This window comes from Candidatus Enterococcus moelleringii (assembly GCF_017377575.1).
GTDB classification, from domain to species: domain Bacteria; phylum Bacillota; class Bacilli; order Lactobacillales; family Enterococcaceae; genus Enterococcus_A; species Enterococcus_A moelleringii.
Map to the genome: position 1 here is coordinate 86,713 of NZ_JAFREM010000004.1, position 25,088 is coordinate 111,800.

At 42.5% G+C, this 25,088-nt stretch carries 23 protein-coding genes, 1 tRNA gene and 1 riboswitch; of the genes, 13 read left to right on the plus strand and 11 right to left on the minus strand.

Translation table 11 applies throughout. From position 1 onward, the window contains the following. Positions 1–8 precede the first annotated feature (8 nt). Both yycF and JZO70_RS02245 read right to left on the minus strand, forming a co-directional pair. Positions 9–713: a response regulator YycF gene (yycF, locus tag JZO70_RS02240; protein WP_207671911.1), complete on the minus strand. Its 705-nt coding sequence runs from the start codon at positions 711–713 to the stop codon at positions 9–11. Between the two features lie 214 nt (positions 714–927). Next, a tRNA-Lys gene (locus JZO70_RS02245) sits at positions 928–1,000 on the minus strand. A 163-nt stretch (positions 1,001–1,163) separates the two neighbouring features. Between JZO70_RS02245 and JZO70_RS02250 the strand changes: the two genes are divergently transcribed. The 3 genes from JZO70_RS02250 (at position 1,164) to JZO70_RS02260 (ending at position 3,888) form a co-directional block, all read left to right on the plus strand. Continuing rightward, positions 1,164–1,703, plus strand: coding sequence for a DUF1836 domain-containing protein (locus JZO70_RS02250; RefSeq protein WP_207671912.1), 540 nt, complete (start codon positions 1,164–1,166; stop codon positions 1,701–1,703). Continuing rightward, positions 1,696–2,553 (plus strand): DegV family protein, encoded by an 858-nt coding sequence (locus tag JZO70_RS02255; RefSeq protein ID WP_207671913.1) that lies wholly within the window; start codon positions 1,696–1,698, stop codon positions 2,551–2,553. The genes JZO70_RS02250 and JZO70_RS02255 overlap by 8 nt, the downstream gene beginning before the upstream one ends. 255 nt (positions 2,554–2,808) lie before the next feature. Beyond that, complete coding sequence (locus JZO70_RS02260; protein ID WP_207671914.1) at positions 2,809–3,888, plus strand: LPXTG cell wall anchor domain-containing protein; 1,080 nt, start codon at positions 2,809–2,811, stop codon at positions 3,886–3,888. A 48-nt stretch (positions 3,889–3,936) separates the two neighbouring features. On the opposite strand, the gene JZO70_RS02265 is transcribed toward JZO70_RS02260, so the two are convergent. The 4 genes from JZO70_RS02265 to JZO70_RS02280 all read right to left on the minus strand — a co-directional run bounded on the left by JZO70_RS02265 (position 3,937) and on the right by JZO70_RS02280 (position 8,925). After that, positions 3,937–4,320: a VOC family protein gene (locus tag JZO70_RS02265; RefSeq protein WP_207671915.1), complete on the minus strand. Its 384-nt coding sequence runs from the start codon at positions 4,318–4,320 to the stop codon at positions 3,937–3,939. Between the two features lie 62 nt (positions 4,321–4,382). Beyond that, a complete protein-coding gene (gene mgtA / locus JZO70_RS02270) occupies positions 4,383–7,037 on the minus strand; it encodes a magnesium-translocating P-type ATPase (RefSeq protein WP_278252583.1) in 2,655 nt (884 codons plus the stop codon). Between the two features lie 209 nt (positions 7,038–7,246). Next, positions 7,247–7,642 carry a GNAT family N-acetyltransferase gene (locus tag JZO70_RS02275; protein WP_207671917.1) on the minus strand — a complete coding sequence of 132 codons (396 nt, stop codon included), beginning with the start codon at positions 7,640–7,642 and terminating at the stop codon, positions 7,247–7,249. A 191-nt stretch (positions 7,643–7,833) separates the two neighbouring features. Further along, positions 7,834–8,004: riboswitch (M-box (ykoK) riboswitch) on the minus strand. 315 nt (positions 8,005–8,319) lie between these two features. After that, positions 8,320–8,925, minus strand: a complete 606-nt coding sequence (locus JZO70_RS02280) for an ECF transporter S component (protein WP_207671918.1) — start codon at positions 8,923–8,925, stop codon at positions 8,320–8,322. A 99-nt stretch (positions 8,926–9,024) separates the two neighbouring features. Here JZO70_RS02280 and JZO70_RS02285 point away from each other — a divergent pair, with 99 nt between their 5' ends. From JZO70_RS02285 to JZO70_RS02300, 4 genes are all read left to right on the plus strand, one after another. Continuing rightward, complete coding sequence (locus tag JZO70_RS02285; RefSeq protein WP_207671919.1) at positions 9,025–9,624, plus strand: TetR/AcrR family transcriptional regulator; 600 nt, start codon at positions 9,025–9,027, stop codon at positions 9,622–9,624. Positions 9,625–9,898: 274 nt separating this feature from the next. Then, the gene (locus tag JZO70_RS02290) at positions 9,899–11,041 is read left to right on the plus strand and encodes an aminotransferase class V-fold PLP-dependent enzyme (protein WP_207671920.1); all 1,143 of its coding nucleotides are present in this window, start codon (positions 9,899–9,901) and stop codon (positions 11,039–11,041) included. A 5-nt stretch (positions 11,042–11,046) separates the two neighbouring features. Further along, complete coding sequence (gene yedE, locus JZO70_RS02295; RefSeq protein WP_207671921.1) at positions 11,047–12,108, plus strand: YedE family putative selenium transporter; 1,062 nt, start codon at positions 11,047–11,049, stop codon at positions 12,106–12,108. A gap of 23 nt (positions 12,109–12,131) precedes the next feature. Beyond that, positions 12,132–12,365, plus strand: coding sequence for a putative Se/S carrier-like protein (locus JZO70_RS02300; protein ID WP_207671922.1), 234 nt, complete (start codon positions 12,132–12,134; stop codon positions 12,363–12,365). A gap of 88 nt (positions 12,366–12,453) precedes the next feature. Here the strand turns inward: JZO70_RS02300 and JZO70_RS02305 are convergent, their stop codons facing one another. Both JZO70_RS02305 and JZO70_RS02310 read right to left on the minus strand, forming a co-directional pair. Then, positions 12,454–14,034 (minus strand): L-serine ammonia-lyase, iron-sulfur-dependent, subunit alpha, encoded by a 1,581-nt coding sequence (locus tag JZO70_RS02305; protein WP_207671923.1) that lies wholly within the window; start codon positions 14,032–14,034, stop codon positions 12,454–12,456. Between the two features lie 21 nt (positions 14,035–14,055). Then, the gene (locus JZO70_RS02310; RefSeq protein ID WP_207671924.1) at positions 14,056–15,042 is read right to left on the minus strand and encodes an ornithine cyclodeaminase family protein; all 987 of its coding nucleotides are present in this window, start codon (positions 15,040–15,042) and stop codon (positions 14,056–14,058) included. Between the two features lie 380 nt (positions 15,043–15,422). Between JZO70_RS02310 and JZO70_RS02315 the strand changes: the two genes are divergently transcribed. From JZO70_RS02315 to leuD, 4 genes are read left to right on the plus strand one after another with little or no spacing between them, the layout of a single operon-like run. Continuing rightward, positions 15,423–16,937, plus strand: coding sequence for a 2-isopropylmalate synthase (locus JZO70_RS02315; RefSeq protein WP_207671925.1), 1,515 nt, complete (start codon positions 15,423–15,425; stop codon positions 16,935–16,937). A gap of 4 nt (positions 16,938–16,941) precedes the next feature. Then, complete coding sequence (gene leuB / locus JZO70_RS02320; protein WP_207671926.1) at positions 16,942–17,991, plus strand: 3-isopropylmalate dehydrogenase; 1,050 nt, start codon at positions 16,942–16,944, stop codon at positions 17,989–17,991. Between the two features lie 2 nt (positions 17,992–17,993). After that, on the plus strand, positions 17,994–19,367 hold the full coding sequence (leuC, locus tag JZO70_RS02325) for a 3-isopropylmalate dehydratase large subunit (protein ID WP_207671927.1): 1,374 nt from the start codon (positions 17,994–17,996) through the stop codon (positions 19,365–19,367). After that, the gene (leuD, locus tag JZO70_RS02330; protein ID WP_207671928.1) at positions 19,367–19,948 is read left to right on the plus strand and encodes a 3-isopropylmalate dehydratase small subunit; all 582 of its coding nucleotides are present in this window, start codon (positions 19,367–19,369) and stop codon (positions 19,946–19,948) included. The genes leuC and leuD overlap by 1 nt, the downstream gene beginning before the upstream one ends. Before the next feature lie 49 nt (positions 19,949–19,997). Here leuD and JZO70_RS02335 read toward each other — a convergent pair whose 3' ends face one another. Continuing rightward, positions 19,998–20,354 (minus strand): winged helix-turn-helix transcriptional regulator, encoded by a 357-nt coding sequence (locus tag JZO70_RS02335; RefSeq protein WP_207671929.1) that lies wholly within the window; start codon positions 20,352–20,354, stop codon positions 19,998–20,000. Positions 20,355–20,453: 99 nt separating this feature from the next. Here JZO70_RS02335 and JZO70_RS02340 point away from each other — a divergent pair, with 99 nt between their 5' ends. After that, entirely contained in the window at positions 20,454–20,840 is a 387-nt protein-coding gene (locus tag JZO70_RS02340) for a hypothetical protein (protein WP_207671930.1), read from the plus strand. A gap of 47 nt (positions 20,841–20,887) precedes the next feature. On the opposite strand, the gene JZO70_RS02345 is transcribed toward JZO70_RS02340, so the two are convergent. Both JZO70_RS02345 and JZO70_RS02350 read right to left on the minus strand, forming a co-directional pair. Continuing rightward, positions 20,888–22,318, minus strand: coding sequence for a 6-phospho-beta-glucosidase (locus JZO70_RS02345; RefSeq protein WP_207671931.1), 1,431 nt, complete (start codon positions 22,316–22,318; stop codon positions 20,888–20,890). Positions 22,319–22,339: 21 nt separating this feature from the next. Beyond that, a complete protein-coding gene (locus JZO70_RS02350; RefSeq protein ID WP_207671932.1) occupies positions 22,340–24,217 on the minus strand; it encodes a beta-glucoside-specific PTS transporter subunit IIABC in 1,878 nt (625 codons plus the stop codon). Between the two features lie 127 nt (positions 24,218–24,344). Between JZO70_RS02350 and JZO70_RS02355 the strand changes: the two genes are divergently transcribed. Further along, a complete protein-coding gene (locus tag JZO70_RS02355; RefSeq protein ID WP_207671933.1) occupies positions 24,345–25,055 on the plus strand; it encodes a GntR family transcriptional regulator in 711 nt (236 codons plus the stop codon). Positions 25,056–25,088: the final 33 nt, after the last annotated feature.

A 25,088-nucleotide genomic window follows, 5' to 3' on the forward strand; every position in this document is an offset into this window, starting at 1 on the left:
TTAGTTCATTACTCCTGTTCAGGGTTGCGCAGGTAGTAGCCCACACCTCTTCTTGTTACTAGGTAAGTCGGGTGGCTTGGACTGTCTTCAATTTTTTCACGCAAACGGCGAACGGTTACGTCCACTGTCCGTACATCACCAAAATAATCATAGCCCCAAACTGTTTGCAGCAAGTGCTCACGAGTCATCACTTGTCCGATGTGTTTCGCCAAGTAATGCAGCAATTCAAATTCACGGTGAGTTAATTCAATCGTGCCCCCCCGTTTGGTAACCATGTAGGCATCAGGATGAATGGTTAAATCCCCAATCGTTAAATCCCCTTGGGTCATGTCATCTTCCTCTTTCGGTGCTTGGCCGCCACGGCGCAAATTCGCTTTTACCCGAGCAACTAATTCCCGGTTAGAAAAAGGTTTTGTTACGTAATCATCCGCTCCTAATTCTAAACCTAGTACCTTATCAATCTCTGAATCTTTGGCAGTTACCATAATAATTGGCATATCGTGGGTCTTACGAACTTCCCGTGCCACTTCTAACCCGTCTTTTTTCGGCAGCATTAAATCAAGTAAAATCAAATCCGGTTGGACTTCTTCAACTTTTTCCAATGCTTCTTCACCGTCATAAGCGGTAAACACCTCATAACCTTCCTTCGTTAAATTAAATTTAACGATATCTGAAATCGGCTTTTCATCATCTACAACTAAAATTTTCTTCACTAAGAGTCACCTCAAACTTTTTCATCTAAATTTCTATGCTTCCTTATTATACCTTATTTCGAGATGTGTTTCATCCTCTCGAGGTTTTCAGTCCTTTTCTAGGCATTCATTTACGTAAAAATGAAAAAGACCATAAAAAAAGAGAATGCGTATTCCATCTTCTAAACGTCCGAAGACGCCGACAGAATACCATTCTCGTGGGTTTGGCACCCAATGGGCCGTGAGGGGCTCGAACCCGCGACCCGCTGATTAAGAGTCAGCTGCTCTACCAACTGAGCTAACGGCCCAAATAAGCTACTTCAATATGTTAGCACTGGCGATTTAAAAATGCAAGAAGAAAGATGAAAAAAATTGTTAGATAATCATGAGAATAAACCACCTAGTTTCGATAACTACATTGTATAATCACGTTGATTTTGTTAAAATGAATGAGAAGGGAGCTAGACATAGATGGAAGAAAATGCAGAACTGAAGCAATGGGCTCAGTCTTTAAAGGAAGTTCGCTTACCTCGCTGGGAAGAACTTCCGGAATTAGAATTATACATGGATCAAGTAATTACGTTGATTGACCGGTATTTATCCCCAATTATTGAACCTGAGAAGCATCATTTGCTTTCCAGCGCCATGGTAAATAACTATGTAAAACACAAACTAGTTCCGCCACCAGTCAAAAAACGCTACAACAAGAATCATTTAGCCTATTTAATCGCCATTACTTTGATCAAACAAGTGTTAACGATTCCAGACATCAAGCAATTGATTGTCATGCAGTTAACGATTGATGAACCGAAAATGGCTTACAATAATTTTTGTCAAAAGCAAGAAGAATCTCTGCAGTATGTTGCAGAGTTGGTTTTAGCGGAAGAAAATACTTTTTTACCGGTTAGACAAGCTGATTATCGTTACTTGGCAGTCGAAAATGCTGTCGCGTCTTTTGCAAGCAAGCTGCTAGTGGAAAAAATCATTGAATTGGAGAAAACAGATGACTAAAGAAAAAATTGCAATTTTAGTAGATTCAGGAACGGATGCGCCGCAGGAAGTTGTCGATAATGCGCCGATTTTCATGGTTCCTTTACGAATTATTTTTTCAGACAAAGAATTGCTGGACCGTATAGAGGTCAGCTCAGATAATATTTTCCCTCTATTAAAAGAAGAATTGCCAAAAACTTCTTTACCAAACGGGGAAATGATTACGAAAGTCTTTGATGATATTAAAGGCCAAGGATTTACTCATGTAATCATTATTACGATTTCCAGCGGCCTTAGCGGAACCTTCAACGCACTGAGAGTCTTGTCGGAGGATTACGAAGGCTTAACCTTCCATGGAATCGATACAAAAAATATTGGAATAGCAGCCGGTTTCTCAGTTATCTTGGCGGCTGATTTAGTTCAGCAAGGAAAATCATTCGAGGAAGTAATTGCTGGCGTAGAGGCCTGTTTGCCAAAAACAAAAGTTTTCTTCAATGTAGATACCTTGGAGTATTTGCAACGAGGAGGACGGATTGGCTTGGTCGCTTCCCTTCTCGGCAGTGCATTGAAGTTGAAGCCGATTATTTCTTGTAACGATGACGGTATCTATTACACTGTGGCGAAAATTCGCGGCCTGAATAAGAGCTTTGACAAGACCATCCAGATTGTGGATGATTTAATAAAAGGCCACGACCGTTTTAACCTAGCTGTCGCTCATGCGGATGCTATGGAGAATGCCATCAAGATGAAGCAGCGCTTGAAAGAAACTTTTCCAAAGGTGGAAAATATTTATTTTGGCCCTATATCACCAGCCTTGTCAGTGCATACAGGACCAAATACAATTGGAGTAGCAGTTCAGATTTTGGATTAAATTTGGAAAAATGAATGGTTCGGATGCTTTTATTAGCTTCCAAGCCATTCATTTTTTTTGTGTCCAGTGTTTTTGTTAGTTTCAATACTCTAGACAATCAACCATCCAGTGGTAGCTTTTTACCAACAAAACTCTCCAGAATTTTCTCATAATGTTGTCTGCAAAAAATATTTTTGAAAAATTCGATTTCCCACTTTACAATTAGATTTCTTGTGTTACAATTATGTTACAGAAAGATTACAAGGAGTGATTAGAATGAAAAAAGTTGTTTTGTTTAGTTTGTTGGTATTGTTCGTCCCAATTGCCGCATTTGCTGAAACCACCGAGTCTGTCCCTAACGCAACTACTGCCACTAACGCTACTCAAGAGCAGACAATTGACAGTATGCCAGCAGTAGAAGAAACGATAGATTCAGACTTAACGACTAACAGTTCTACGCCTGAAGCTGTCAATGATGATGCAACCACAGCTTCAACTGTCGAAGAAAATAAAGTTCCAGATGAAACGACTGAAGATACAACAAAGGAATCAACTACTGAATCGACTGGAACCAAAGAGTCTGAAACTCCTGAAGTAAAAGATGAAACCAAAGAATCCGAAGAACCTGCTGAAAAAGAAAAGCCTAAAGAGTACACTCCAGCAGTCATTCGTGATTTATTATCAAAAGACAATTATGGAATTGATCAAACAGAATTAGCAGGCTATACAGATCAGCAACTAGCTAGCGCATGGCAACTATTTGAACGATACAATTACGACATCATTGGAATGGACATGGGTACTTATGTAAGAGTTCTGCGGATGGTGCATAAAGATAAAGTGATTTCTTGGGAAGCAACTGAAAAAGCATTAGCCTTCAATCCAAATCTATACACTACCTGCGATGAATTAATTCAAAATGTCGACCAATTGTACAACTATATTCAAGTTCTATACCCTGCTGGTAATGGCTTCGTTGCATTAAGCCATTATTCTAAAGAAGAATTGGTGCATATGTTGAATCATCTAGCACCAGCCCAACAAGATTTGATTAGACAGCACGGCAGCCTATTTGCCGGAGTTGTCAACTGGATTCAAGCTTCTTCACATGGAAATGCACCAATTGATAACGGACCTAGAAAAAATGAAAAATCTGAAAATACAGGTACTCAAAATGTCGTTACTACTACCAAGCCAACACCAGTAACTGCGAAAAAAGCTGAAGTTCAAACGACAGCTCAGAAAGAATATCCAAAAACTGGTGAAAAGACGACTGTTTACTTAACTGTTGCTGGAGGAATTATTATCATCCTAGCAGGTTGTATCCTTGTTTTTAAAAAGAAACGTGCCCACTAGTTAAAAATCCAGCCTTCCAAAATAGAGGGCTGGATTTTTTGACTATTTTTATATTCCTGGATTGTTCCGAATTTCTATGATTGTTCCTTCCGGGGCACGAAGTTTAGTTAACTGGCCATTTTCGACTGTATAGATTTTTTCTTTTTTCACGTAAAGTTCATCTGGGAATTTTTTCTCGCTTAAAAAGGCGGGTAAGTCCTCTACCCACAAGCAAAGATGTGCGATACCTTCTGACACTTGCGGGTCGTGGGTTTCCAATCTATCTTTTCCGGTTTGCAGTTCAATATAAAAATTGGATAATGCCAGCCAAGTATTGTAGCTTCGGCCGTGGAAATTTGGGCTTTCTTGCACTAATTCAAAGCCTAATTTTTGATAAAAGGCTAGTGATTCTTGATACGTATTGGTTTGAATGCAGACATGATGGGCAATCATTTTCTCGCTCCTTATATCGTACTGAAACACGGATCAGTTCAAATCGATCCGTGTTTCTTCTATTATAATAGTTCCTGGTATTTTCGAATATAGACTTTTTTGATGATGGTCACTAGCATTAGATAGCAGACAATCGTAACCATTAGACACACCCAGAAATTAACTGGTAATGCACTTAATCCAAAGCTTCTTCCCAAAGCAGTAAATGGTAAGAATGACCCTACAGCAATCCCTGCTCCTGTTACAACGGTTAAAACAAAGGATGCGCGGCTTTGCAGGAACGGAACTTTTGGTGTCCGTAAGGCATGCAGCACCAAGGTTTGCGTCCATAGAGATTCAACGAACCAGCCAGCATTAAACAAGGCAATGAAAGCAACCTGTTGTGCTGGTGCTAGTGTATGATAGCTGCCACCGATCACTGCAGGACAGATCACAAAATACATTAGCAGGTAGGTGCTAATATCGAACACTGAACTGGTTGGACCCAGCCATACCATAAATTTGCCGATACTAGAGGCTTCCCAGTGTTTTGGTTCATCCAGATACTCTTTATCCATTCGATCCCAGGGAATTGACATGCAAGAAACATCGTAAATTAAATTAAGAATCAGCAGCTGCAGCGGCATCATTGGCAGAAATGGTAAAAAGGTACTGGCAACTAAGACTGAAAACATATTGCCAAAATTTGAGCTGGCTGTTGCTTTAATATACTTCATGATGTTGCCGAAGGTTTCACGGCCAGAAATAATTCCTCGCTCCAAAACCATCAAATCTTTTTCCAGCAAAATCACGTCTGCGGATTCCTTAGCAATATCGACAGCAGTGTCCACCGAAATTCCGACGTCTGAAGCTTTCATGGCTGGTGCATCATTAATACCGTCACCTAGGAAACCAACTGTATGACCATTGTCTCTCAACAGGCGGGTAATTCGGGCCTTTTGTTGTGGATTTAATTTGACAAAAATATTGAAGTCCTCAATTACTTTTGCCAGTTGGATATCCGTCATGCGGGCAATTTCTTCGCCGCTTACTAACACTTCAGCTTCCAATCCGACTTGTTTACAAACGGATTCGGTGACTAACGCATTATCGCCAGTTAAAACTTTGACCCCTACTCCGTGTTTTTTCAAGGCTTCTAAGGCTTGCTTGGTGGTTTCCTTTGGTGGATCTAGGAAAGCTAAATAACCAATCAGCACCATGTCTTGTTCATCTCTAACGGAGAATTCGCCAACGACACTTGGGTTCGTTTTTTGAGCGACGCCTAAAACCCGTAACCCATCTTCGTTTAATTCTTTGACCTTTTCCAAGATTTCTTTGCGAACATCTTCTGTCAATGGAATTACTTCTTTATGAAAATCCACGTAGCTGGAAATGACCAGCATTTCTTCGATTGCCCCTTTTGTGATCATCTGAGTCTTGCCTTGATCATCCTCTACCACTACGCTCATGCGGCGGCGTTCAAAATCAAAAGGAATTTCGTCCACTTTGTGGTATTGAATTTTGTCAGTGTTCAGTGTTTCTTTAGAGGCATCAATAATGGCAATGTCCAACAAGTTTTTCAAGCCGGTTTGATAATAGCTGTTTAGGTAAGCATGACGCAAGACACGGTCGTTTTCTTTGCCTTCGCAATCAAGATGGTATTCTAAAATGATCTTGTCTTGGGTTAAGGTACCGGTTTTGTCGGTGCATAATATATCGATGGCACCAAAATTTTGAATCGAATTTAGATTCTTAATAATCGTTCCTTTTTTCGCCATGCCAGAAGCGCCTTTAACCAAATTAGTAGTCACAATCATTGGCAGCATTTCTGGTGTTAATCCGACAGCTACGGATAGGCCAAACAGACAAGCTTCCATCCAGTCACCTTTTGTGAAGCCGTTGATCACAATTACAGCTGGAGCCATCAAGGACATAAATTTGATCAGCAAGAAGGAGGTTTTTCGAATCCCTAACTCAAAGCTGGTCTTGACCGGTTTGCCAGATAAATCCTTAGCTACGTGGCCAAACAGGGTCCGGTTGCCTGTAGAAACCACTACTCCTTCAGCGGTTCCGCTAATAACGTTGCTGCCCATGAATACTAAGTTTTCGTAGCTGGTTTCGGTGTCGTAACTGATAGTCGTTTGCTGGGCTGTTTTTTCTACTGGATAGCTCTCGCCGGTTAAGGCGGATTGCGAAATAAATAAGTCCTTGGTGCGGGTTAAGCGGATATCGGCTGGAATCATATCTCCGGCGGACAATTTGACGATATCGCCGCAAACGATCTCCTCCATCGGAATTTCGCTGAACCGATTGTTGCGTTTAACCGTGGCGGTCACTTTAACCATTGATTTTAGTTTTTCGGCTGCTTGATTCGATCTAACCGATTGAATCAGGGTCATTGTTCCGCTGATGATTACCATCGTAGAGATGACAATAACACCGAACAGGTCTTTATCTCCAGGTGCTGCTAAAACAAATTCCGTAATAAAAGAAACAATTCCTAATGCAATCAAAACTAAAGTAAACGGTGTAATATAAGCTTTGATGACTTCCATAATAAGTGGTGTCTTTTTGCCATAAGTAATTTTATTGTCGCCGTATTGCTCTCTCAGCATCCCGACCTGGACTTCTGAAAGACCTCTTTTGGGTGTTTTAAAGAAGTCCAAAATATTTTCGACGGTACTTTTTGCCATTTGTTCATAGTTTACAATGGCTGTATTTTTGATTTGTTTTTCCAATTTCTTTACCTTCTTTCCGATCATCGCATACCAGATCACTGTGCCTATCGTAAAGAACACAATATTTTCTAGGATGGTTTCCATAATGTTGCCTCCTTAGGAAGAGACAATGAAAAGAAGGTCCTCAAACGAGTTAGCTGAAAACAAATAGACAATAGTCTGTTGCTGTCAGCGAGTGTTTTTCTTTCCAAAGTCTCTGTTGATGCGAACTACTGTCGTCCATTTGTTTTCATCTCCTTTGATTGTGCTGCTAGTTTTTTCTTAAATACTTTTAGTTCTACTTCATGATCGAAATATGTTTCCAAAAGGCTGTCGTAGCCTAGTTTTTCGTAAAAATGCCACGCTTGCTTGCGGCCGGTTAGAAAGACCAATGTGTAACCTAAGTTGCTTGCTACTTTTTCGGCATAATCGATTAGCTTTCGGCCGATTCCTAGGCCTTGGCAGTTTTGCGATACAGCGACTTGCTTGACCTGAATGATTTCTGAGTTGATGGGATGAAGCAGTAAAGTCGCCACTACTTGTCTATCCATGCAAACAATCAAGTGCAGATCTTCTTTTTCTTTAACGGGTGCATAAATGATTACTGGTTTTCCGGCGCTTTTCATCAGAAGCTCGTTGCGCAGCTGGATTCCTTTCCAGTAATCTTGACTGTTCCAACTAGTCAATGTGAACACTGTTTTACCATGATAGTTCCTCCTCTTTTTGGTGTTTTCTTGGAAAACTGACGCTTGATACGCAAAAAGACCTTTCGCCCAAAACTCAGCGAAAGGTCTGAAATAAGCACACAAAAAAGCCTATTGCGATCTAGTCGTTGAGTTTTGGCACTATACAACGTAAAAAGCAGAGCTTTTAGCTACCTTAAGAAAAGCCTTGTAATCGACAGTTCCTGTTCTACCCATTGGCGTCTCTCGACATTTTTGGGCAGTAGCCTGTGTTTGTATAGGAGCCTCACCTAACAAATCAAGTTATTCGTTTTTCCGAGGTAAGAATACCATCATTGGATTTACCTTGTCAACACTAAAAAAATAAAAGAACAATCGACTAAATAATAACGATCGTTCTTTTATGCAGATATGTTTTTTATTATGTTGCTAAATGAGATTTTTTTATTCCAACTAATTTTTAGTTTTGAAAATCGAGTATCTTTAACACTTAAGCTTATGATACAAATGCTTTACCAGCTAACTCCTGATTTTTGCCAACGTGATATTTTTTTGAAATTTCTGTTCTCCGATAAACTAAGCAAATGAAAATCACACGTTTAAATAACAAATATTTTTATCTAATTTCGATTATCGGCACTTAAATGAGTCGCTGCAAACAGTGCTCGAACGATCAAAGGGGTGATGATTGCTGCCCCGATCATTTCAGCAACCCCATTCGTCAAAATCAAGGTACCTAATACTTTGACTAAACCTGAAGGATTTACCCCATAGGCATTCGCTACGCTGCTGGTGTATAATAAGCCCATGAGTGTCAATACTAAAACCGTATTGGTTAGTGAACCGAAGACAGCTGCAACGACTGTTGCCATGGTTAATTTATGGTACTTTTTGTAAAGCCAAGTGAATAGGACACCAGCTACTAATCCCACCAGTACTCTGGGAACAACCGATATAATCGGGTTAGTAAAAACTAACGTGTCCAGCGGATTGGTTGGCGAAGTGAACGCCCGAACAACGGTAAAGATGCCCCAAACCAGCCCGATAAACATGCCGTCTTTTGTTCCTAATACGACCGCTGCAATAATTACTGTAATATGAATAATGGTTAAGTCGATAACCCCCAACGGAATAAAGCCTAAAAAGGGAACCATGGCCTGAAGCATAATTAAGGCTGTCAGCACGGCACGGATCGTTAACCGGTAAGTTTTATTTTTAGTATTCATTTTTTCACTCCTAAGTCAATTTTCGATGACACGCATGTCATTGGATTGATTATACATAAAAATGACACCTGTGTCATTAATTGGTTACCGAGGTGATGTATGAAACATAATTCGAATGAAGAGCGGAAGCGTCAAAAGCGTGAAGCCATTTTAAAAAGTGCCCGCAAAGTCTTTGCCAAAAAGGGATTAATTGATGTTACTATGAAGGATATTATTGATGCCTGCGGGATTAGCCGTGGTGGGATTTATTTGTACTTTGATTCTGTTGATGAGATTTTTATTGAGACTGTTAAGCAACGAAATAGTCGGAAGTTTGATTCGATTCGTTCTGCTATTAAGGAAAACCAACCTTTTGATGAGCTGCTGGACAGCTACTTTAACAGTCACAAGAAGCGTCTGTTGGATACCATTAATGACAGTATGCTGCGGGCCATGTATGAGTACTATTTTACCCATAAATCCGATGCAGACCGGGAATTCCAACAGGCTCAGATGGGGGCTACTAAACAAACCATCTCTGAAATTTTGGAATTAGGTATTCAACAAGGCGTGCTAGAATCTAAGCCGCTGGATCTGCTGGCGGAAAATTTTATGTTTGTCATTGAAGGATTGAGCGTGTTAGCACTGATCGGTGATATCAGCGAGGCACAAATTGATCGACAATTTTCACTGATGAAATCATTATTACCACGAGTTTAGAAATGCACCTGTCTTTTTACGAGACAGGTGTTTTGTTTTGCCGTTTTGTCTTTACTTTCGCTACTGGAATGCTACACTTGACTTGTGATCTACTGAACATTCAGTAGATCATTGTGAAAAAGGTGGTGGGAAAGATGCAGAAATACATCGATAGATTTACCTGATTATGAGGTCACATTTACTTAGAAGTTTCTAAGAATTATTTGGTATTTCCTGCTCAATGCAGTCTTTCCTATTCCTCCGGTTTAGGATTTTTCACAAAGGAGAAATGAACATGATTTACTTAGACAACTCCGCTACGACACTAAAAAAACCGGCGTCCGTTATTGATGCCGTCACTAAGGCACTGACACAATTAGGAAACTCTGGACGCGGTGTCCACGAGGATTCATTGAAATCATCTGAAGTTATTTTTCAAGCCCGTCATGCTTTGTGCCAACTATTTAATGGCCAGCAAGCACGACAGATAGTCTTTACATCCGGTGCAACTGAGAGCTTGAATTTAGCTATCGAAGGATTACACACTGGGAAAGACCATGTGATTACTACCGCCTTGGAACATAATTCGGTATTACGCCCGCTTTATCGCCTGCAAGAAGAAAAAGGGCTGGAGCTGACCATTATTCCGGCCGATCAGCTAGGAAATTTGGATTATGATGCCTTTGAAGAAGCGGTCCAAGAAAATACGAAATCAATTATTGTTACTCATGCCTCTAATGTTACTGGAAATTTAGTGAATCTAGAGGTGCTTGGTGCTATTTGTCAAAAATATGGTCTGTATTTTATTGTTGATGCTTCACAATCAGCGGGTTTGCTGCCGATTGATGTTCAGGCCTTGAACATCGACGTGCTGTGCTTTACTGGTCACAAAAGTCTTTACGGCCCTCAAGGAACCGGTGGATTATATGTTCAGCCTGGAGTAAACTTGCGTCCTTTAAAGGTTGGCGGCAGCGGCATTGATACCTTTAATCCAAAACACCCGACGATGTTCCCCACGGCCTTAGAGGCAGGAACCTTAAATGGTCATGGAATTGCTGGTTTAGCGGCTGGCGTAGACTATCTTCTAGCGGAGACTCTTGAAAAAATAGGTAAACAAACGAATGATTTGATGCAGCACTTTTATGATGAGGTAACTAAAATTGACAATGTGATTGTCTACGGGGACTTCGCTGCTAAATCGCGCTGTCCAATTGTTTCCATCAATGTTGGGGATCGAGATTCGGCAGAAATTAGTGATTTACTAGCTTATGAGTATGGTATCGCTACTCGCAGCGGTGGTCATTGTGCGCCTTTAATGCATCAAGCGTTGAAAACCACTGATCAAGGAGTGGTTCGTTTTAGTTTTTCCTCCTTTACGACTGATGATGAGATTATGGAAGCCATCTACGCTTTACAAAAAATTAGTCAAAAGGGGTAAATAATATGGAAAGCAAAAAGATGTATGTTGCGGTTGGTTTAGGATTTGGTTTAGTCGCTGCGGCATTAGCTTATTTTGGCAACCCGGCGAACATGGCCATTTGTGTTGCTTGTTTTATTCGTGATATCGCTGGGTCAGCCAAGCTCCACACGGCTCCGCCAGTTCAATATGTACGACCTGAAATTATTGGCATTATTTTTGGCGCCATGCTTATGGCGATTCCGCGAAAAGAATTTGCGGCTAGGAGCGGTTCATCTACAGCTACCCGCTTTTTGCTAGGTTTTGTGATGATGATTGGCGCTTTAGTTTTTCTAGGTTGTCCCTTACGGATGATTTTACGGATGAGCGGCGGAGATTTGAATGCTTACGTTGGCTTGATCGGGTTTGCTGGCGGCGTGTTAACTGGCAGTCTGTTTCTTAAACAAGGCTACTCTTTAGGAAAAGCCAAGGAAACAAAAACGGCCAGCGGATTAATGATTCCGGGATTTTTCCTAGCTTTGTTCGTCTTATTTCTAGCAGTGCCGGCGTTGTTTAGTGTCAGCACTGAAGGACCTGGAAGCTTCCGGGCTCCTATTTTGATCTCATTGGCTGGCGGCTTGATCTTTGGCGGTTTGGCTCAACTATCGGCGATTTGTTTTTCCGGCAGTATTCGTGATATTATTTTGATGAAAAACTTCAATCGAATTACTGGTGTGCTGACCTTGTTTGTAGTTGTGTTGATTTACAACTTGGTGACTGGCAATTTTCATTTAAGTTTTGCTGATCAGCCGATTGCTCATACTGAACATTTATGGAATATTTTAGGCTTGTACGTTGTAGGATTTGCTGGTGTGTTATTAAGCGGCTGCCCGTTGCGACAGTTGATTTTGACCGGGCAAGGTTCATCGGACGCTGGTGTAACGGTTATCGGAATGCTAGTTGGTGCGGCCTTTGCCCATAATTTCGGGTTGGCTTCTTCTGGTGAGGGCACCACCAGCTTCGGCAGAATTGCTGTCATTCTGTGTATTGTTTTATTATTCGTTATTGCGATTACGAATCGTAATAAAAAAGCGAGTGCACTGCGCTAAATTATGAGTAAGGAGGAGTTGACGTGGCAAATGAATGGTTGGTTGTGACCTTCGATACAGAGCATGAGGCTTTGCAGTTTTCTAGCCTTTGCAAAAACGAACAGATTGAGGGTCGCTTGATGCCGATTCCCCGCAAGCTTTCTGCGGGCTGTGGGATTTCCTGGCGTTCTGACTTGGCCTGCGAATCGGCGATCCAAGAATTGGTTCAAAAGCATACGGCTGATCTTTCCTGTGAAGTTCTGCGAGTCACCTTATAAATAGTTGCTTGCGAGTGGTCGTGCTCGCAGGTTTTTTGCCCGATTAAAAAGCGCTGCGAAATATTCGCAACGCTTTTTTCTGATTAACTTAACAGCAGCCCTTGCGGCAAGCTAGTTGACGGGATATTTCGAGGCCGCTTTTTGTTTGTGCTAGACCCGCTAAACCGGTACACCGCAGCTCCGGCGGAATCATGCGTCCTACTTTATCAAAGCTGTCGATGGTCTCATCTAATGGTACCACTACATCGAAGCCGGCGATCGCCATGTTGGCAGCGCCTAAGGCATTCATGCCGCACATCACGTTTTTACCAAGACACGGAACTTCTACTCGAACATCGATTGGGTCACAGACCATCCCAAAAATATTTTGCAAAGCCATCGAGGCGGCGTTGGCAGCCGTTCGGGCCGAGCCGCCCATTAACTGAACTAAGGCGGCGGCAGTCATTCCGGAACCAGATCCGCATTCGGCTTGGCAACCAGCAACTTCGGCTGCGAAGGTGGCATACTCAGCAATAAACACGCCGATCATGCCGGCGGCCAGCATCGCCTTAATGATTTCATCGTTGGACTTGTTGTATTCCTTTGCTACTGCAAAAACCGTTCCCGGCAACGCGCCGCAGGAACCAGCAGTGGGCGCTGCTACAAAGACGTTCATGGAGCTTTTAACTTCCATCATTGCGGTAATGAAAGCAATAATGTCAGCCGTCAGTGTGCCGCCAATCATTTGGGCTTTCTTTTCTTCGATTTTGTAGGATTGATAGCCCAAAATACGGTCTTCGTATTCTGTACCTTGTAGGCCCGTCTCAATCCCCTTACTCATAATAGCAACAATGTCTGCCATTTTATTGTAAACTTCTTCTTCACTAATATTACCGCGAGCACTTTCATACATAGCGGCCATCTGCCACAGCTCCAGCTTCTGCTCCTCAGCAATTTCCAGCATTTCGGCAGCTGTCTTGAAAGGAACCTGTTTTTCTTTTTGCGACATCACTGGCAAGACTGGATCAAAAGCGATCACTTCATCTACTTTGAAAAACTGATTAAATCCTTCGAGGACTTCTTCCGGGATCGGTTCATGAGTTTTAATATTCAAAAATACTCGATCCTGTTCCTCCCGCTGTTCCATTTGGCAAAAACCAGCTACCTGACTTTCTGCGTAGGCAGTAATATCGGCTGATGTCTGTTTCAAAGAGCCTCCATAAATCAAGGTTTCGTAAAATCCGCCTGATATCCGAACCGGTTCGTCTTGAATCAGAATAAACTCAATCATCCCGCCACCGACAGATAGTGCGGTTGCTCTGACCTCTTCGCCTTGATCGCTGCGAATAATCATGCGATAGGTGTTTGGGTGATCGGCTTCATAGGGAACAACGCGAAAATTGATCTCCATGCCGTCAGCTTCCGCTATTTCAATCGATCGCAGTAAATCTTCGTGAGTCGGCTCCATTCCTAACAAGCCACCAACTAAACCAACATCTGAACACTGGCTGACGTAACTGGCAGCTAAAGAACCTTTGGGATCAAAATCGGCTTGAAAGTAAACTATCTTCCCCTTCACCATTTGTCGCAGGGCTTTGCCGACTCGAACAGAAGCGGCAGTATGAGAACTGGAAGGTCCTACCATAACCGGACCTAGCACATCGTTAAAAATACTTGCATATTCTGCCATCTGAATTCCTCCTTCAGCAGTTTATTCCCAGACCGTGCCGACACTCTTTTCAGCTGCTTTATCAAAAATGGCTTTAGCAGTGACTAAATCTTGTGTGCCAATCCCAACGGTTTCGAAAACGATAATCTCGTCATCATTTTCGCGTCCAACTAATTTGCCAAGAATAACTTCACCGATATCACCAGTAAAATCTTCTTTAGTAATGGTTCCTTCTTCTAAGGGAATCAAAATATCGCCAGACTCTGACAACACAGCTTCTTCAGAATCGAAATAAATTTTGTCCGCCCGAGTCAAAATCACCGGATCCATTTCCTGCATGTCATGCTGATAGGCTCCCACACAGCTGACTGTCGCCCCTTGTTTGACTTTGGTTCCGTCAAAAACTGGTTTTTTCGATGGTGTAACGGTAATGATTACGTCCGCATCCTCAATCGCTTCATCCGAACTTTCCGCAGCAACAATCTGTGTGTCGTAACTGCTTAACTCCTGATTCATTCGTTTCACAAATTCTGCGGTTCGTTCCGGATTCCTATCGAAAACCTTGACTTCCTCTAAGTCTCGGGCGCAAATCATTGCCTCCAGCTGGCAAGCGGCTTGTCCGCCGGTTCCGATCAAAGCGCCTTTTTTGGCATCTTTTCTAGCTAAGATATCGAAGGCGGTACCAGAAGCAGCACCAGTTCTTAGTTGAGTAACAAAGGTGCCGTCTAAAACCGAAGTAACTAGTCCGGTTTCCCCATCAATTAGCAAGACCTGGGCCGGTGCTGAGGGCAAACCTTTACTTAGATTGTTAGGAAAGATATTCACCACCTTGATCCCGGCGGCTTTCATAGTAGGTACATACGCCGGCATAAATAGAAACGTTCCGTCTTGATCTTCACTAGCGATTTGGGTACGCAGCGGCACTTCACTTTTTCCAGCAGAAAAAAGAGAAAAAGCTTCCTTCACAGCTTCGATCGCGTCTTTCATGGTAAATACTTCTTGAATATCTTTTTTCGACAATAATAGCATTCCATCCACTCTCCTTTGTTTGTAAACGAGTTCACTAGTTAGAGTATAAGCCATTTATTTGATCCCTGTAAACACCGCGGCAGATATTTCGAAAACAGTCGGGCAAATGGAACCGATCATGGAAATTTAATCTTTTTTTCATAAATCTATTGACTTTGTAAGGAATATTTTATATGCTTTTATCAACAAAAAATTCTGACAATTGATAGGTGAATACCATGACATATACAACTAGCAGCTTCAACAACTTATTATTATAACAGGGACTCTTTAAGAAATTAAAAGAGAGTCCCTATTCGCATTGCATCGAGAAGAAAAAGGTTCTTCTTAGATGGGATGCTTTTTTTATACCTATTTTTTGTCAAAAGGAGCGGATGAAAATGAGAAAGATTCAATTTTTTGACACCACCCTGCGAGATGGTGAACAAACACCCGGCGTTAATTTCAATACAAAGGAAAAAATTCAAATTGCAATGCAGCTGGAAAAATGGGGTATCGACGTGATCGAAGCCGGCTTCCCGATTGCATCACAGGGGGACTTTGAAGCAGTTAAAGCAATTGCTGAAAGTGCTAAACGGATGACCGTCGTTGGTCTGGCACGTTGTCAGAAAAAAGATATTGACCGGGCTTATGAAGCGTTGAAGAATGCCGTGGACCCGCAAATCCATACCTTCCTGGCAACTAGTAATGTGCATATGGAATACAAGCTGAAAATGACTAAAGAAGAAGTCATTGCTTCTATTAAAGAACATGTCGGCTATGCCCGCACGCTTTTTGAAAAAGTTCAGTTCTCACCTGAGGATGCTTCTCGTACCGACCGCGACTTCTTGCTGGAAGCTGTTCAAACAGCGATTGATGCTGGGGCGACCATCATCAATGTACCGGATACGGTTGGTTATTCTAATCCAACTGAATACGGTGGGATTTTCAAGTACTTGATCGAAAACATTAAAAGCGATCAGGAAATCACCTTCTCCTCTCATTGTCACGACGACTTGGGTATGGCAACAGCGAATGCGCTAGCTGCGATTGAAAATGGGGCCAACCGGGTGGAAGGTGCGGTTAACGGAATCGGCGAACGAGCTGGTAACACCGCTTTGGAAGAAGTGGCTTTGGCTCTGCATATTCGTAAAGACTTTTACGGCTGCGAGTCTAACATTGTGTTGAATGAAACCAAACGTACTAGTGACCTAGTTTCTAGATTGTCAGGAATTCCGGTACCAAGGAATAAAGCGATTATCGGTGACAATGCTTACGCTCACGAATCAGGAATTCACCAAGATGGTGTGTTGAAAAATCCAGAAACCTATGAAATCATCACCCCTACTCTGGTGGGCGTCAGCCAAAATTCACTGCCGTTGGGCAAACTATCTGGTCGCCACGCTTTTGTAGAAAAACTGAAAGAGCTGGGTTATCAATTGTCGGAGGAAGAAACCAAAGCAGCCTTCATTCGCTTTAAAGATTTGGCCGACAAGAAGAAACAAATCACCGATCAAGATTTGATTGCTTTGCTGACGGATCAGTCGCGGGAAGAAAGCGAAACCTGCAAACTGGCAAACGTTCAGGTGCAGTACAGCTCAGGCGGTTATCAAGGAGCGATCGTTTCGATTATTGATGCTGAAGGTACTACTAAAGTTGCTTCTAAGATTGGTTCTGGGAGTATTCAAGCGATTTACAATGCCATCGATGAACTGTTCCAGCATGATCCGCAACTAGCTGAGTATGAAATTCAAGCCATTACTGGCGGTGAAGATGCCCAAGCCGAAGTGCGAGTTACGTTAAATGATCGAGAAACCAAGCAAGTCTTCCGGGGAATCGGAATTGATTTTGACGTATTACAGGCTTCAGCGAAAGCTTACATCCAAGCAAGTAATCAAATGAAAGAACAGGAGTAACCAAATGACGAAGAAAATTGTTGCATTAGCCGGCGACGGCATCGGACCAGAAATTATGGCTAGCGGCTTAAAGGTATTAGCTGCTGCCGAAGCATTAACGATAGAAAGTTTTGAAATCGCGGAACAACCCTTTGGCGGAGCAGCGATTGATTTAACTGGTCAACCTTTGCCGGAAACCACCTTGAAAGCCTGCGAAGAAGCCGACGCGATTTTGTTAGGTGCCATTGGCGGACCTAAATGGGAAAAAGGACCAGAAACACCGGAAAGAGGTTTGCTTGCATTACGTAAAGCCTTGAATCTTTTTGCAAATATTCGTCCGGTGACTGTATCGGAGGCCTTGTTGCATCTCTCCCCTTTGAAACCGGAAATTATTAATGGAACGGATTTAGTCATCGTTCGTGAATTGACTAGCGGGATTTACTTTGGCGAACCAAGAGAGCTAGGTTTAGAAGAAGCGTATGACACCAATCGTTATCAAAAATTTGAGATCGAACGGATTTTACGTAAGGGTTTTGAAATTGCCCAAACTCGTGGTAAAAAACTCACTTCAGTGGATAAAGCCAATGTTTTAGCTACTAGCAAATTATGGCGTTCAGTAGCTGAAGAAGTGGCGAAGGATTATCCTGATTGCACGCTGGAGCATCAATATGTTGATTCGGCAGCTATGAAATTGATTCAAGCGCCTAGCAGCTTTGACGTGATTGTCACCGAGAACCTGTTTGGCGACATCCTAAGCGATGAAGCGTCGGTCTTGCCTGGTTCACTAGGCGTTCTGCCAAGTGCCAGCCACAGCTCTGAGGGACCATCACTGTACGAACCGATTCACGGCTCGGCACCAGACATCGCCGGCAAAGGCATTGCTAATCCGATCTCGATGATCTTATCAGTAGCCTTGATGCTGCGTCAGTCCTTCCAGGAAGAAAAAGCGGCCCAAGCGATCGAAGCTGCTTGTGATGCAGTCTTAAACAAAGGCATTTTCACGGGTGATTTAGGCGGTACGGCTTCAACGAACGAATTTACACAAGCTGTTTTAACAGAAATGAAGGGAGCCTAATTATGGCACAAACACTATTTGACAAACTATGGAACCGCCACGTGGTTTACGGCGAAGAAGGAGCTCCTCAACTACTTTATATTGATTTGCATCTGATTCATGAGGTGACTTCTCCTCAAGCTTTTGCTGGGATTCGGGAAGCTGGCCGCCAATTGCGCAGTCCAGAACGCACCTTTGCGACAATGGACCACAACACCCCAACCGTGGATATTTTCAACTTCACGGATTTAATTGCGAAAAAACAAATTGATACTTTGCGGGACAACTGCGAAGAATTTGGCGTAACCCTTTGCGACAACGGCAGCGACCGTCAAGGGATTGTCCATATGGTTGGACCAGAGACTGGTTTGACCCAGCCAGGCAAAACGATTGTCTGCGGGGATTCTCATACCGCTACTCACGGTGCTTTCGGGGCTTTGGCCTTCGGAATTGGTACCAGTGAAGTGGAGCATGTTTTTGCTACCCAATCACTATGGCAAGACAAACCGAAAAACATGGGCGTGAAAGTTAGCGGCGATTTGCCGAAGGGCGTTTACGCGAAAGATATTATTTTGGCTTTGATTGCCAAATACGGCACTGACTTTGGCGTTGGCTATGCGGCAGAATTTTACGGCGACACGATTCGCTCGCTATCAATGGAAGAACGCATGACGATTTGCAACATGTCAATTGAAGGCGGCGCGAAAATCGGCTTGATTGCTCCTGATGAAAAAACTTTTGCTTACGTTGAAGGTCGCGAATATGCGCCGAAGGATATGGAAGCAGCAATTAATGACTGGAAAGAATTGTACACTGACGAAGATGCGAAATACGATACGATTTTGACGCTAGATGCGGATGAATTGGTACCTTTCGTTACTTGGGGAACCAACCCGGAAATGGGTGTGCCAGTTGACGGTACCTTCCCAGAGCCCAAAACCGAAGAATACAAAAAAGCCTATGAATATATGGATTTGAAGCCAGGTCAAAAACCATCAGACATCGAAATTGGTTATGTCTTTATCGGCTCTTGTACCAATGGCCGCCTTTCTGACTTGCAGGAAGCTGCTCGGATCGTTGAAGGCAAGAAGGTTGACGAAAATGTTACTGCGATTGTAGTACCTGGTTCACGTCCGGTACGTAAAGCGGCGGAAAAAATCGGCTTGGACAAGATTTTCAAAGAAGCTGGCTTTGAATGGCGGGAGCCTGGCTGCTCTATGTGTCTAGGAATGAATCCTGACCGTGTGCCGCCTGGTGTTCACTGTGCATCAACGTCTAACCGGAATTTCAAAGGCCGTCAAGGTAAAGACGCTCGGACCCATCTATGCAGTCCGGCAATGGCGGCACTTGCTGCTTTGAACGGGAACTTTGTTGATATTCGCAAGGAGGCAATCTAATGGAGAAATTTACTGTTTATACAGGGACTACGGTTCCTTTTATGCAGGATAATATTGATACCGATCAAATTATTCCGAAAAACTACTTGAAGCAAGTGGATAAAAAGGGCTTCGGCAAGCATTTGTTTGACGAATGGCGCTATTTGGATGATCGTTCATTGAATCCTGACTTTATCTTGAATGCGCCGGAACGCAAAGCGGCAACGATCTTAGTTTCAGGTGAAAACTTCGGTTCAGGATCATCTCGTGAACATGCGGCTTGGGCCTTGCAGGATTATGGCTTCCATGCGGTAATTGCCGGCAGCTACAGCGACATTTTCTATATGAACGCCTTGAAAAATGGCTTGTTGCCAATTCGCATGCCCGAGGATGCGCGGAAAGAATTGAGCGAATTGCCAGCTGATGCGGAAATTACAATTGATTTACCTAATCAGACGATTGTTACACCAACTGCCAGCTACGAATTTCCGATTGATCCAACTTGGAAACATAAATTAGTTAACGGCTTGGATGATATCGCAATTACGCTGGAACATGAAGCGGCAATTACCGCTTACGAAGAAAAAATGCCAAATTACTAAACATAGGTAAATGAAAGCCGGACTCGAAATTTGAGTCCGGTTTTTTTGCCTATAGATTTTGCAGCAAGTCGCTGTTTTCTTCGCACCACTGACTCATCGCTTGATAAACTGGCACAAGTCCTGCCCCTGCCTCCGTCAGCAAATATTCCACTCGCGGGGGAATCTCTGGATACTCGATGCGTTGAATTAATCCACTCTTTTCTAAATCCTTCAATTGAGCAGATAAGACTTTGTGGCTGATCTCTGGTAGAAGTCGTTTTAATTCTCCATAACGCAGCGTATGCTTTTGGCCCAAATGGTAAATGATTTGGATTTTCCATTTGCCGTCAATGACCGATAAGATTTTCTCGAGATTCTCAAATCCATAATCTTCTACTGCGCAATGATGGTTGTTTTCTGTGCCCATCGGCTTACCTCCTGGTTAGTATCTTACTTATTTGTGCGTAATTGTACTTGGTTTCTACCTATTATATACTGAAAAAAATCAGCAAAGGAGAAAACTGCTATGTTAGAATTTTTTTGTTTGGTTGCAGCGATTGGCTTTTTCGTTAATGGACTGCTTCATTTATTATTAATCGTAGGTTTTCCATTGGGTGAATACGTACTCGGCGGCAAACATGTTGTGCTCCCCTATTCCATGAGAATCATTAGCGGGCTGCTTTTTATTGTTTGGAATGGTATTGGAATCTGTTACCTGAATTATGGCGGGTTTCTGCATTTAGTTAAGTTGGAGCGTTTGGATAGAATTGTTATGCTCGCAGCCACTGTCTTTCTGTTTTTTGCGATTTTCTCAAATGCCTTTTTGACCTCTAGTAAAAAGGAACGTTTAGTAATGACTCCCTTTTGTCTAATCACCTTCATCCTCAGCAGCTGCATTCTCTTTCTGCTTTAACCGAAAAAAATGGAACCTTCCTTAGAAAGTCCCATCCTGTTACTAGTTTATAGTTTTTCACCGTTTGATTCGATGACTTGTTTGTACCAGTCGAAGGAATCTTTTTTGTAGCGTTCCATCGTTCCGTTGCCTTCGTTGTCACGATCTACGTAGATCATGCCGTAGCGTTTTTTCATTTCGCCGGTGGTGAAGGATACTAAGTCGATGATGCCCCAAGGTGTGTAGCCTAACAGCTCAACCCCGTCGTAATCCACGGCTTTTTTCAACGCTTCGATATGCTTGGTTAAGTAGTCGATCCGGTTTTGATCGTGAATCGAATGATCCTCTTCCACTTGATCGATGGCGCCAAAGCCGTTTTCTACGATGAACAACGGTAATTGGTAACGATCGTACAAACGATTCATGGTGTAGCGCAAACCTTCAGGATCAATCGCCCAGCCCCAATCGCTGCTTTCGATATACGGATTTTCCACCCCGTTTGGCAGACCGCCGTTGACTACGTTATCCAAATTATTGTTGCTGACATCAGCTTTAACAACGGTTGACATATAGTAGCTGAAGCCGATGTAATCCACGGTACCAGCTTTTAATACTTCCAAGTCTTCGTCGCGAATATCGATTTGATAGCCTTCGCGTTTGAATTCTTTTAACGCGTAGGTTGGGTAATAGCCGCGAACATGCACATCAGCAAAGAAGAAACGTTGGTGCATCGCTTCTTCAGCTGCCATGATGTCAGCTGGGTTACATGAAAAAGGATAAATTGGCACATGAGAAATCATACAGCCGATTTCAAAATCAGGATTGATTTTTTTGCCGGCAATGACTGCTTTCGCACTAGCGACTAATTCGTTGTGAGCCACTTGATACATTACTTCTTTAGCATTTTCGCCTTCTTCAACAATCACACCAGAGTTGGTCCATAGGAAAATCGGGTTGTTAGTGTCCATTTGGTTATTGATTTCGTTGAAGGTCATCCAGTATTTTACTTTGTCTTTGTAACGGTCAAAACAAGTAATGGCAAATTTTTCAAAGAAATCGATCACTTTACGGTTGCGGAAGCCGCCGTATTCGCGAGCCAAGTGTAACGGCAGCTCAAAGTGAGACAAAGTAATAATTGGTTCAATGCCGTTTGCTAATAACTCATCAAACAAATCATCGTAAAATTGCAAACCAGCTTCGTTTGGTGTTTCTTCATCGCCCTTTGGAAAAATACGGGTCCAGGCAATGGACGTACGTAAGCATTTTAAGCCCATTTCCGCGAACATTTTCACGTCGTCTTTATAACGATGATAAAAATCAATCGCTTCATGGTTGGGATAAAATTTTCCTTCTTCAATCGTTTCAGTAATTTCGCGTGGTACTCCGTGAGCACCGGCAGTCATTACATCGATTACGCTTGGGCCTTTGCCGTCTGCGTCCCAGCCGCCTTCAAATTGGTGAGCGGCTAATGCGCCGCCCCATAAAAAGTTCTTATTCATGTTGTTCCTCCAAAGTTTAGTTTAGTTTATTTTCAATACGGCGTCGCCAAAAGATACGCTGCCTAGGTGTTCTTCGGCAACTGATTCATAAGTATTTGTATTAGTAATGATAATTGGGGTAATGGTTGAATAACCGGCTTCTTCAATTGCGGCTAAGTCGATTTCCATTAACACATCGCCTTTTTTGATGGTCTGATCCTGATTGACCTGACAGGTAAATGGTTTACCTTCTAGGTTAACGGTATCTAAACCTACGTGAATTAGTACTTCAATGCCTTCATTTGAAGTTAAACCAATCGCATGTTTTGATGCAAACAAGCTTGTTACTACGCCGTCAAAAGGTGCGTAGACTTTGTTGTCCGTTGGTTTAATGGCAATACCATTCCCCATTGCGCCGCTGGCAAATACTTCATCTGGTACGTCCTTCAAGCTGATGACTTCCCCTTTTAGTGGTGCGCAAATCAAGTGAGAAATTAATGCATTGGGAACAGTACTATCTGTTTCAATTTCTTGATTCATTTTTACATCCTCTTCAATGGTTTCGCCAAAGCCGAAGATTTGAGTTAGGATAACCGGTCCAACGATGGCAATGGCACAACCAATTGCAATTCCGATAAATGAAGTCGGAACACTGCTGTCAATCCCGTTAACAATTGTCAATAAACCTGGTAAACCCGCATAAGCAAAGTAGTAAGGCTGGAAGAAGCTGGCTACGATCGCACCGATTGCTCCTGAAATACAGCCGAAGATAAATGGTTTTTTGAAACGCAAGGTTACCCCATAAATAGCTGGCTCAGTAATCCCAAAGATCCCAGTGATAAAAGCGGATAGAGAAACATTTTTTAATTCTCTGCTTTTCGCCTTTAAGAACACGCCTAGCACTGCACCCACTTGTGCGACTACGGCAATCGTTTGGAAGGCTTGGAATGAATCCCGACCGTACATTTCATAGTTGGCAAGAACCATTGGTGTAATCCCCCAGTGAACCCCGAAGATTACGACTACTTGCCAGAAACCACCGATAACTGCGCCGGCTAATGCTGGAGCAACCGAAACTAAGAAGTTGTAGCCATTTGCAATTGCTGTTGCAGTCATAGATGAGGCTGGACCTAAGACTAAAATAGTTAAAGGAACCATAATCACTATGCATAGTAATGGTGTAAACAATGGTTTAACCACTGCAGGTAAAATCTTTTCGATGCCTTTTTCCAAGTAAGACAATAGCCAAACTAAGATAAGTGGCGGTAAGACAGATGACGTATATGTTGTTTCAGACAATGGAATCCCCATGAAGGCTAAGCTTTGGCCGCCAGCAATTTCAGCTGCCATGGTTGCCCAGTCTGGTGAAACCAATGCCATCGCACAAGCGACCGCGATATACATATTTACTTTAAAATGCTTCGATGCCGTAATGGCAATGAAAATCGGCAAGAAGGTGAACGGCGCCCAGGAAATAAAGCTGAACACACGATACGTATCAGATGTTGCAAAAGCTGGAAAAGCTAAATTAATTAGAATAAGTACACCTTGCAAAATACCAGCTGCTGCTAAAACATAAATGAATGGTGCAAATACCGCTGACATGGTAGCAATAATTCGATTTAGAATGCTTCCCTTTGGTTCCTCTACTCCAGAATCAGTGTCTATGTCTACTAATTGAACAAACGCATCGTACACATCCCCAACATGGGTACCGATGACAATCTGGAATTGACCATTGTTGATCACAACTGAAATGACACCTGGCAGTTGAGAAATTTTTTCCTTCGCGTCCTCTGGAATTTCTGTTAACACCAAACGTAATCTGGTAGCACATCGGGTAACGTTTGCAATCTTGTCTGCACCGATGATATCCAGAATATCTTGGGCTAGTTTCGAATAATCTCTTACTTTACTCATCTTTAACAACCTCCGTTTTTATTGTACACTCATACTATAATTGTGAATGCACAATTTGTCAAGACCTGTAAAATGATATTTTGTTGTGGTATGATGAATAGGAGAAAACAGACGAGGAGATAAATGAATGCTGAAGTATATGGAGATTGCGGCAGATATTGAAAGAAGTATTGTCGAAGAGGATTTGAAGCAAGGAACTAAGCTGCCGAAGTTTGATGAGCTGATTCGTAAATACGGTGTAAGTAAAAGTACAATCGTTAAAGCATTAAATATTTTAGAAGGACGCGGGGCTATCTATCAAATTCAAGGCAGCGGGGTCTTTGTGCGTCGTCGGAATCGTCTTGGCTACATTAATATGATCGAAAATCAAGGCTTCACCACGAATCTGGATCATTTTGATATTACTGCTAAGGTTCTGTCTTTGGAAAAAGTCCTGCCAGATTTGGAAGTTAAAGAGAACTTGAATTGCCAAGAGGGCGAAGAGGTTTATCATGTGAAACGGATTCGCTACATTAATGAACAAATCCTATGTGTCGAGGAATCTTTCTTCAAAAGTGATATTGTGACTTATCTAAATGAGGAAATTGTGATGGGGTCAATTTTTACCTACTTGAATGAAGCATTGAAATTGAATATTGGTTTTTCTGACAAATACTTGCATATGATCAAACTGAACGAAGACAATAGTCCTTTGCTAGATTTAAAACCTGGTGATCCTGGCCTGTTTATTGAAGAATTATTTTACTTGTCTTCAGGAGTCCCTTTTGACTTTTCCCGAACCGTTTATCATTATGAGCATTCCCAATTCTTTGTTCAAAGCAGCAGTTTAAATCATTAAAAAAATCAGCAGGCCGCGTGGTCTGCTGATTTT

What these genes read in the sequence shown, in the direction of transcription:
- JZO70_RS02340 (WP_207671930.1), top strand. Translation starts at nt 20,454, where the DNA reads ATGTTAGAATTTTTTTGTTTGGTTGCAGCGATTGGCTTTTTCGTTAAT.
- JZO70_RS02345 (WP_207671931.1), bottom strand. Translation starts at nt 22,318, where the DNA reads ATGAATAAGAACTTTTTATGGGGCGGCGCATTAGCCGCTCACCAATTT.
- JZO70_RS02255 (WP_207671913.1), top strand. Translation starts at nt 1,696, where the DNA reads ATGACTAAAGAAAAAATTGCAATTTTAGTAGATTCAGGAACGGATGCG.
- JZO70_RS02355 (WP_207671933.1), top strand. Translation starts at nt 24,345, where the DNA reads ATGCTGAAGTATATGGAGATTGCGGCAGATATTGAAAGAAGTATTGTC.
- JZO70_RS02335 (WP_207671929.1), bottom strand. Translation starts at nt 20,354, where the DNA reads ATGGGCACAGAAAACAACCATCATTGCGCAGTAGAAGATTATGGATTT.
- JZO70_RS02275 (WP_207671917.1), bottom strand. Translation starts at nt 7,642, where the DNA reads ATGAAAAGCGCCGGAAAACCAGTAATCATTTATGCACCCGTTAAAGAA.
- JZO70_RS02310 (WP_207671924.1), bottom strand. Translation starts at nt 15,042, where the DNA reads ATGCTATTATTGTCGAAAAAAGATATTCAAGAAGTATTTACCATGAAA.
- JZO70_RS02350 (WP_207671932.1), bottom strand. Translation starts at nt 24,217, where the DNA reads ATGAGTAAAGTAAGAGATTATTCGAAACTAGCCCAAGATATTCTGGAT.
- leuD (WP_207671928.1), top strand. Translation starts at nt 19,367, where the DNA reads ATGGAGAAATTTACTGTTTATACAGGGACTACGGTTCCTTTTATGCAG.
- JZO70_RS02285 (WP_207671919.1), top strand. Translation starts at nt 9,025, where the DNA reads ATGAAACATAATTCGAATGAAGAGCGGAAGCGTCAAAAGCGTGAAGCC.
- yedE (WP_207671921.1), top strand. Translation starts at nt 11,047, where the DNA reads ATGGAAAGCAAAAAGATGTATGTTGCGGTTGGTTTAGGATTTGGTTTA.
- JZO70_RS02250 (WP_207671912.1), top strand. Translation starts at nt 1,164, where the DNA reads ATGGAAGAAAATGCAGAACTGAAGCAATGGGCTCAGTCTTTAAAGGAA.
- JZO70_RS02290 (WP_207671920.1), top strand. Translation starts at nt 9,899, where the DNA reads ATGATTTACTTAGACAACTCCGCTACGACACTAAAAAAACCGGCGTCC.
- JZO70_RS02315 (WP_207671925.1), top strand. Translation starts at nt 15,423, where the DNA reads ATGAGAAAGATTCAATTTTTTGACACCACCCTGCGAGATGGTGAACAA.
- JZO70_RS02305 (WP_207671923.1), bottom strand. Translation starts at nt 14,034, where the DNA reads ATGGCAGAATATGCAAGTATTTTTAACGATGTGCTAGGTCCGGTTATG.
- JZO70_RS02280 (WP_207671918.1), bottom strand. Translation starts at nt 8,925, where the DNA reads ATGAATACTAAAAATAAAACTTACCGGTTAACGATCCGTGCCGTGCTG.
- leuB (WP_207671926.1), top strand. Translation starts at nt 16,942, where the DNA reads ATGACGAAGAAAATTGTTGCATTAGCCGGCGACGGCATCGGACCAGAA.
- JZO70_RS02265 (WP_207671915.1), bottom strand. Translation starts at nt 4,320, where the DNA reads ATGATTGCCCATCATGTCTGCATTCAAACCAATACGTATCAAGAATCA.
- leuC (WP_207671927.1), top strand. Translation starts at nt 17,994, where the DNA reads ATGGCACAAACACTATTTGACAAACTATGGAACCGCCACGTGGTTTAC.
- JZO70_RS02260 (WP_207671914.1), top strand. Translation starts at nt 2,809, where the DNA reads ATGAAAAAAGTTGTTTTGTTTAGTTTGTTGGTATTGTTCGTCCCAATT.